This is a genomic window from Zarconia navalis LEGE 11467 (assembly GCF_015207075.1).
Taxonomy (GTDB): domain Bacteria; phylum Cyanobacteriota; class Cyanobacteriia; order Cyanobacteriales; family Geitlerinemataceae; genus Zarconia; species Zarconia navalis.
Map to the genome: position 1 here is coordinate 1 of NZ_JADEXN010000338.1, position 6,054 is coordinate 6,054.

Annotated in this window: 5 protein-coding genes and 6 tRNA genes; 4 read left to right on the top strand and 7 right to left on the bottom strand. The window is 48.7% G+C overall.

Annotation, left to right across the window (positions count from 1 at the left end):
* Positions 1–57: 57 nt before the first annotated feature.
* The 6 genes from IQ235_RS16325 to IQ235_RS16350 all read right to left on the bottom strand — a co-directional run bounded on the left by IQ235_RS16325 (position 58) and on the right by IQ235_RS16350 (position 842).
* Positions 58–132, bottom strand: a tRNA-Glu gene (locus tag IQ235_RS16325).
* A 103-nt stretch (positions 133–235) separates the two neighbouring features.
* A tRNA-Trp gene (locus IQ235_RS16330) sits at positions 236–306 on the bottom strand.
* 6 nt (positions 307–312) lie between these two features.
* Positions 313–387: transfer RNA gene (locus tag IQ235_RS16335), tRNA-Ile, on the bottom strand.
* Between the two features lie 5 nt (positions 388–392).
* Positions 393–465, bottom strand: a tRNA-Cys gene (locus IQ235_RS16340).
* A 42-nt stretch (positions 466–507) separates the two neighbouring features.
* A tRNA-Glu gene (locus tag IQ235_RS16345) sits at positions 508–581 on the bottom strand.
* A gap of 187 nt (positions 582–768) precedes the next feature.
* Positions 769–842 (bottom strand) — tRNA-Asp (locus tag IQ235_RS16350).
* A 693-nt stretch (positions 843–1,535) separates the two neighbouring features.
* Here IQ235_RS16350 and IQ235_RS16355 point away from each other — a divergent pair.
* The gene (locus IQ235_RS16355; RefSeq protein ID WP_264322499.1) at positions 1,536–1,691 is read left to right on the top strand and encodes a hypothetical protein; all 156 of its coding nucleotides are present in this window, start codon (positions 1,536–1,538) and stop codon (positions 1,689–1,691) included.
* A 231-nt stretch (positions 1,692–1,922) separates the two neighbouring features.
* Positions 1,923–3,470, top strand: coding sequence for a DUF5691 domain-containing protein (locus IQ235_RS16360; RefSeq protein ID WP_264322500.1), 1,548 nt, complete (start codon positions 1,923–1,925; stop codon positions 3,468–3,470).
* A 43-nt stretch (positions 3,471–3,513) separates the two neighbouring features.
* On the opposite strand, the gene IQ235_RS16365 is transcribed toward IQ235_RS16360, so the two are convergent.
* A complete protein-coding gene (locus tag IQ235_RS16365; protein WP_264322501.1) occupies positions 3,514–4,110 on the bottom strand; it encodes a Uma2 family endonuclease in 597 nt (198 codons plus the stop codon).
* A gap of 287 nt (positions 4,111–4,397) precedes the next feature.
* Between IQ235_RS16365 and IQ235_RS16370 the strand changes: the two genes are divergently transcribed.
* Both IQ235_RS16370 and IQ235_RS16375 read left to right on the top strand, forming a co-directional pair.
* Positions 4,398–5,600 (top strand): WD40 repeat domain-containing protein, encoded by a 1,203-nt coding sequence (locus IQ235_RS16370; protein ID WP_264322502.1) that lies wholly within the window; start codon positions 4,398–4,400, stop codon positions 5,598–5,600.
* Positions 5,601–5,621: 21 nt separating this feature from the next.
* A partial coding sequence (locus IQ235_RS16375; protein WP_264322503.1) for an AAA family ATPase occupies positions 5,622–6,054 on the top strand: 433 nt, incomplete at its 3' end.

The following is a 6,054-nucleotide window of genomic DNA, read 5'->3' on the forward strand; positions in this document are numbered from 1 at the left end:
CCGCTGCCCACCCTCATAGGCGAGCCGACCCAGGTTTGATACGATCGCTCGCATCGACAGTGCCGACGGGACTCGAACCCGCAATCACTTGCTTGAAAGGCAGGTGGCTTAATCCAATTTGCCTACGGCACTAAGAAATTAAAAATGCAAAATTAAAAATTAAAAATGTACCTTCAAAATTGACTGTTTAAATGCAGGATTGCAAATGTAAGATTGCAACGGAAATGTTGCAAGGCGAGGGAACTAGGATTTGAACCTAGAACGTCAGTTTTGGAGACTGAAATGTTGCCGTTACACCATTCCCCCAGGTTGTGGTTACAGCGGCGGGAGTTGAACCCGCATCGACCAAGTTATGAGCTTGGTGCTTTACCTTTAAGCTACGCTGCAACGTAAGGTCAGGGTGGGACTCGAACCCACGATTTCGGTTTTGCAGACCAACGCCTTCAACCACTTGGCCACCTGACCAGTTCAGTTTGTTGTTTTGTTGTATTAACTCACAACTGAAAATAGTCCCGACGGGAATCAAACCCGCAATCTTCTGCTTGAGGGGCAGACGGCTTAATCCTTTCGCCTACAGGACTATGGCGCTCAAAGTGCAAGGTTTGAGTTTGTGGTTTCTAACGGAAATTTTGGGCTAAAAACTGCAAACTCGTTACTTACAAGAATTAGATTTTTTGTAGTCTTTGCACTTTGAACGATTTGTAAATTTTCATTCTTGGAAAGAACGAAAACTCACAACGAAATGTTTTTCCGCATTCGACTGTCAAACGGGGCTGACGGGACTTGAACCCGCGACCTCTTGTTCGACAGACAAGTACTCTACACAACTGAGTTACAACCCCAGGAAGTTGACAGTCGATGTGCGGAATCTCGGACGGTTTGGCGGCATTCCTCGTGGGAGATAAACCGAGGGGTCTACACTCCGAAAGGGGAGAAAAAACCGCGCTTGTCCGAATATTTGTGACATGGTTTATTGCTATTCAATTTTCAAGGTTCGGTGCGCGTTTGGGAGTTGCCGTTTTGGATTGACCGTTTGGCTGTTTCCCGCTCGCTTATTTACATACTACAAATATACTACATAATTGTCAAGGGCTTGGGGGAAATTTTTTTGAGAAAGCCCGATCGATCCTGAAATTAAAAGGTTTTCGCGAAGCAATATCGAAGAGTGTATTGCGGTGTGGAGAGTCGCGCGCTCTTTCTATGTAGTATTCAGATCGCGCAGTTTAGCAGCATTGCAAAATCAATTCGCCGCGCTAGTACGATATGCGAACCCATTTTGCCGAGGAGGGGAACTGGTAGAACTGAATTGAGGTGTAGCGATCGATAGCGGTGTGTTTTTCCCGTTTCGTCCTTCAACCTGGAGACTTAGCACAAACGTAATACAAAAAATCGTACTACATCATCTTGTGCTACATGCGATCGACAAGCTTCCTTCCTTAAAAGCAATGGGAAATCGGTAGCGCTTTAGTACCCCAGGAAATACTGACTTCCTAGATTCTCCCTCACCTCGCATTCACCGTACACAAGATTAGGGATTGGCAGACTATTGGGATACGCGATCGTATTCTGGGTGCGGTTCCCAAGGGGAATGGTTTGGGTTGGTGGCGGCATCTCCCAACTCAATTTCTCCGCGATCGTTCGTTCTCCATCCTGTCGCCTCGACTAACGATCTCAGTGGGGTGGAGAAATAGTTCGGTTTGTGCATCCGTGATGATTTGAGCCAAAATCGGGCGATCTGTGGCGGCAACCGTTACCATTGACAAAACAGACACAGCCATGGGAAAACTTCATGTCTGAGATGATTTCATCCTAGCGACTTGTTTAATTTTTCGATGTGTGAAAGTTCAGAACGACCCAAATTTATTTAGAGCGAACATCCGATGGATCGCTCTAAATATAGAGAAATTTAATCCAGAGAAGCCGTGAACGCGTGGCACGATATCGTTAAAATGGCATCCATCGGACTCGATCGCCAATCCCTTGTTTTACCTGAGACTGAGGGAACTGCCGATCGGCTTCTGAGTCAACTCGACACGGCAGATCCCGAGCGATCGCTTCTGGGTGCGGCAGCTATCCTGGGCTTACAACAACAAGCGGGGCGCGTACCCACTGTAGAAAAGGGCGATCGTCTTTCTTTGTCTCCCCCCGATAGATTGCCATTTTGTTCCCCTTGCGCGGCGCAACACCTGCAACGAATGCTCGCCGGTGAATTTTCCGCCGTACTTCCCCAATGGCTAGAGGCGATCGCAAAAGCCAAACAGCGAGTTCCGCCGGAATACCTGCCACAGTTATTGGAGTGGGGACGGCAACATCCCGAGTTTCGCGCGGTTCTGTTCCCAGTTCTTGGTAAGCGGGGATGCTGGCTGGCGGCGCAAAACCCGGATTGGGACTACGTTCGCGATTTCGATATCGAGGCAGGAACGGAGGTGGAAGTTTGGCAGACGGGGACGATTGGGATGCGCCAGCAGGTTTTGCAGCGGCTGCGTGCCACCGATCCGAGTTTGGCGCGAAATTGGCTAGAATCCATCTGGAAGCAGGATAAAGCACCCGATCGAGCTAAATTTTTGGCAACCTTCGAGATCGGCTTGAGTTTAGCAGACGAAGCGCTACTCGAATTGGCACTGGCGGACAAAAGCAAGCTGATTCGCGCGGTGGCTGTGGATTTGCTGGCGAGACTGCCAAACTCTCAGTTTTGCGATCGATGGCGAGATCGATTGCAAAAGTACGTCAAAATCTCCTGTAACCCCTCCCTAAAATTAGAAGTCAAGCTGCCGAAAACTTGTCCGAAAGAGGCAACCCGCGATGGCATCGTTCCCCAACCACCTGCGGGGATTGAGGCAAAACCTTGGTGGCTGTTGCAAATGGTGGCAGCGGTTCCTCTAGATTTTTGGACTCAGTACGCATCTCCAGCAGCGTTCGTTGAGATGTTGCAAGAATACGAACATGAATACGAGAAAGCGTTTCTGGAAGGATGGGCGATCGCGGCGGCACGGCATGGAGATATAGAATGGGGCGAGGCCTTGCTGGATGTATTGCCAAGTCTGAAAGGATACGCCATCGGTGGTGAAAATTCGATCGAGGTGTTGATGCAGGTTCTCCCCACGGAAACTCTCGAAATGGCGATCGTCGAGATCCTAGAATACGATCGCGATCGCCTCAGCAAAAACCATCCGGCAATCTGTCTGTTGCGATGGTGTCGGTATCCTTGGAGTTTGAGACTCAGCCGTGCCGTCCTCGATCGATTCTCCCGTGAAATTGCTACGAGTAAAGATACTTATAATTGGGGGTTGCGATCGGCATTTCTCGATTTTGTATATTCGATCGATCCGATGATGGTTTCGGAGGTTGTAGAACAGCTTCAAAATGCAGCGAAAGCAGGTTCTTATTGGGCACAAACAGTAGATGAGTTTCTAGAGATTCTCCAATTTCGTTTTGATTTTTATCGGGCGATCGACAACTTTGAAAGGTAGCGTTTTGATTGAATTAGAGAAGTTGAAAATATATTCGCCTAACTCAAGCAATCGACTCTGGATTCGTGACGTTCAAATCGACTTTATCATACAGATCGGCTATCGTGATTTCGAGATCGATCGCTGTTAAGGTAAACGTTTTTTCAATATCGTAATAATCTCGCAATAGCCAGCCTTCAGAAGTTTGAGTGTAATGCTCAATATGAATGGCATATTGGTCGATGGTCAGATATTCTTTAAAGCTCGAAATTGTACGATAGGCACTAAATTTATCGGCTCGATCGTAGTTGCAGGTTGATTTTGAAAGCACTTCGGCAATTAGGAGGGGATTGGTGATAGTGTCGGTACGTCCTTCCTGGAGTTGCAACGGGTCGCGAGTCACCATAATATCGGGGTAAGTGTAGCGATTAACTGTTGGAATCCAGAGACGTTGGTCGGTCACGAAAACATCATAGGGTTGGCGTTTAAGACCAAAGTGCAGAATCGCACAAAGGCTAACGGTGATGCGGTTGCGATCGGGGTTTCCTCCAGTCATTTCAATAATTTCCCGATCGTGGTATTCATGGCGAGTGTCGGCTTGGGTTTCGAGGTCGAGATATTCTTGGGCGGTATAGGTGCGTTTGTCGAGGGCAAGAGTCATCGCAGTTTAAAAGATTTTTAGGGTGACTGGAAAAGAATTCGGGTTGGAACGATCGATTGAATAATTCTTTTAGTTTAAACAAATTTAATCGATCGTAAATTGTATCTGGAACTTGAATCGGCGAGTATTGGAGAGGTGAACCGCAGCCAAACTTCATCCAAACTGATTCTGAAAATACCCGATCGAGAGGGAAGTGGTCGATCGCAAAATTGACACTTTAAATTAGCCTAAAATTTGGGATGCTTTGTATTCTAGGTACATCCTAGAAACTTCTCCAACTCTCAACCATGCGAAATCGCTCCAAACAAGCATCACTAATTATTCTCAGTATTTCACTCGGATTTTGGACGACGGCAATTTGTGCGACAAAAGTGGCATTTTCAGCAACGGTTTCGACCATTTCCCAACAGCTTTCACAAACCGATCGCGCCTTCCTTCAAGACCCTTTAGATCCAACGGTATTATTCCAAAAAGGCGATCGCCTCGACACCGATGGCAATATAGTTACCGATGTGGCATTCGATCGCACCGGTAACTATATTGCCACCGTATCCGATTCCCTATCTCTGTGGCATCGAGACGGAACCCCGATCGTCGATCGTCTTGATAACGACGGTTTACCCATTAAATACGTGCGCTTCAGCCCCGATGGAACCCTAATTGCCGTCGCGCGAGAGACCCCCGATCGATCTTTCGAGATCGCCAGCGAATACAAAACCGTGGAACTGTGGCAGTTTGACGGCGAAGAACTCCAACATTTCCAAACTCTTCCCCACGGAGAATGGGTGAAAAAAGTCGATTTTTCCCCCAATGGAAAAACCATCGCCACCGTCGGCCGCGATCGCGCGATTAAAGTGTGGAACCTCAACGGCTGGCAACTCAAAACCTTCCCCGGAGAAGATTTCAGCTTTAGCCCCGACGGTCGAACCCTCGCCACCACTGGAACCGATGGAAACGTCACTCTCTGGCGGGTCGGAGGTTGGATTCTGCGCCCAATTCTCGAAATCCCCCACGAAGTCCCCATCACCCGCGTTAGTTTCAGTCCCGACGGTAATACCATTGCCACCACCAGCGATGACGGAACGATCTTTCTGTGGAGTCGAGATGGAGAAGCGATCGCCCAAATCAAGGGTCACGACGACGCGGTAAATCGCCTCGAGTTCAGCAGTGACGGACGTTGGCTGACCACCGCAGGGCGCGACAGTCAGGTACGATTGTGGCATTTAGACGGTTTGACGGTCTCGACCTTTGACGGCGATAATGCCTTTTTCAGCCCGGATTCTCGCTTCATTGCGATCGATGATGGCAACTCGCAGATTGGTATTTTGAATCTAGAAACCTGGAAAAGTCAGTCGATTCCTATACCTCGCTACAGCTATGGCAGTTTTTACTTCAGTCCCGATAGCCAAACCTTTGCCCTGACTGAGAATTTCGACGTGCAACTCTGGGATCTAGCAATTGACAATGGACAACTAACAATTGACAATTAATTTTTCTCACGATCGAGTCGCGTGGCATCTTCAAAACCCGAAACCTCCCCAACTTCTCTACTGCGCCAACACGCAGAACAGCAGTTTGCCGAAGAACTCAACGTTCTCCAACAGATGGATAAAAAGCAGCGTCCGCCGAACTGGCTTCTTTCCCCCCATGCCGTTGCCATATATATATTGGGTGGAACATTGGAGAATGGGTTCGAGGTGTCCCCGAAGTATATTGGCGATCGCCGCCCGATCGAAATAGCGATCGCCACCCTCACCACCGATCGCGCGTTACTCTTATTAGGGGTTCCCGGAACCGCAAAATCCTGGGTATCCGAACATCTCGCAGCCGCCATCTCTGGCAACTCCACCCTCTCCATTCAAGGGACGGCCGGAATTAGCGAGGAAGCCATTCGCTACGGCTGGAACTACGCCCGTTTGCTCTCGGAAGGACCCTCTATGGAGG

Coding starts and splice junctions, on each gene's coding strand:
- IQ235_RS16365 (WP_264322501.1), bottom strand. CDS start 4,110: ATGACTCTTGCCCTCGACAAACGCACCTATACCGCCCAAGAATATCTC.
- IQ235_RS16370 (WP_264322502.1), top strand. CDS start 4,398: ATGCGAAATCGCTCCAAACAAGCATCACTAATTATTCTCAGTATTTCA.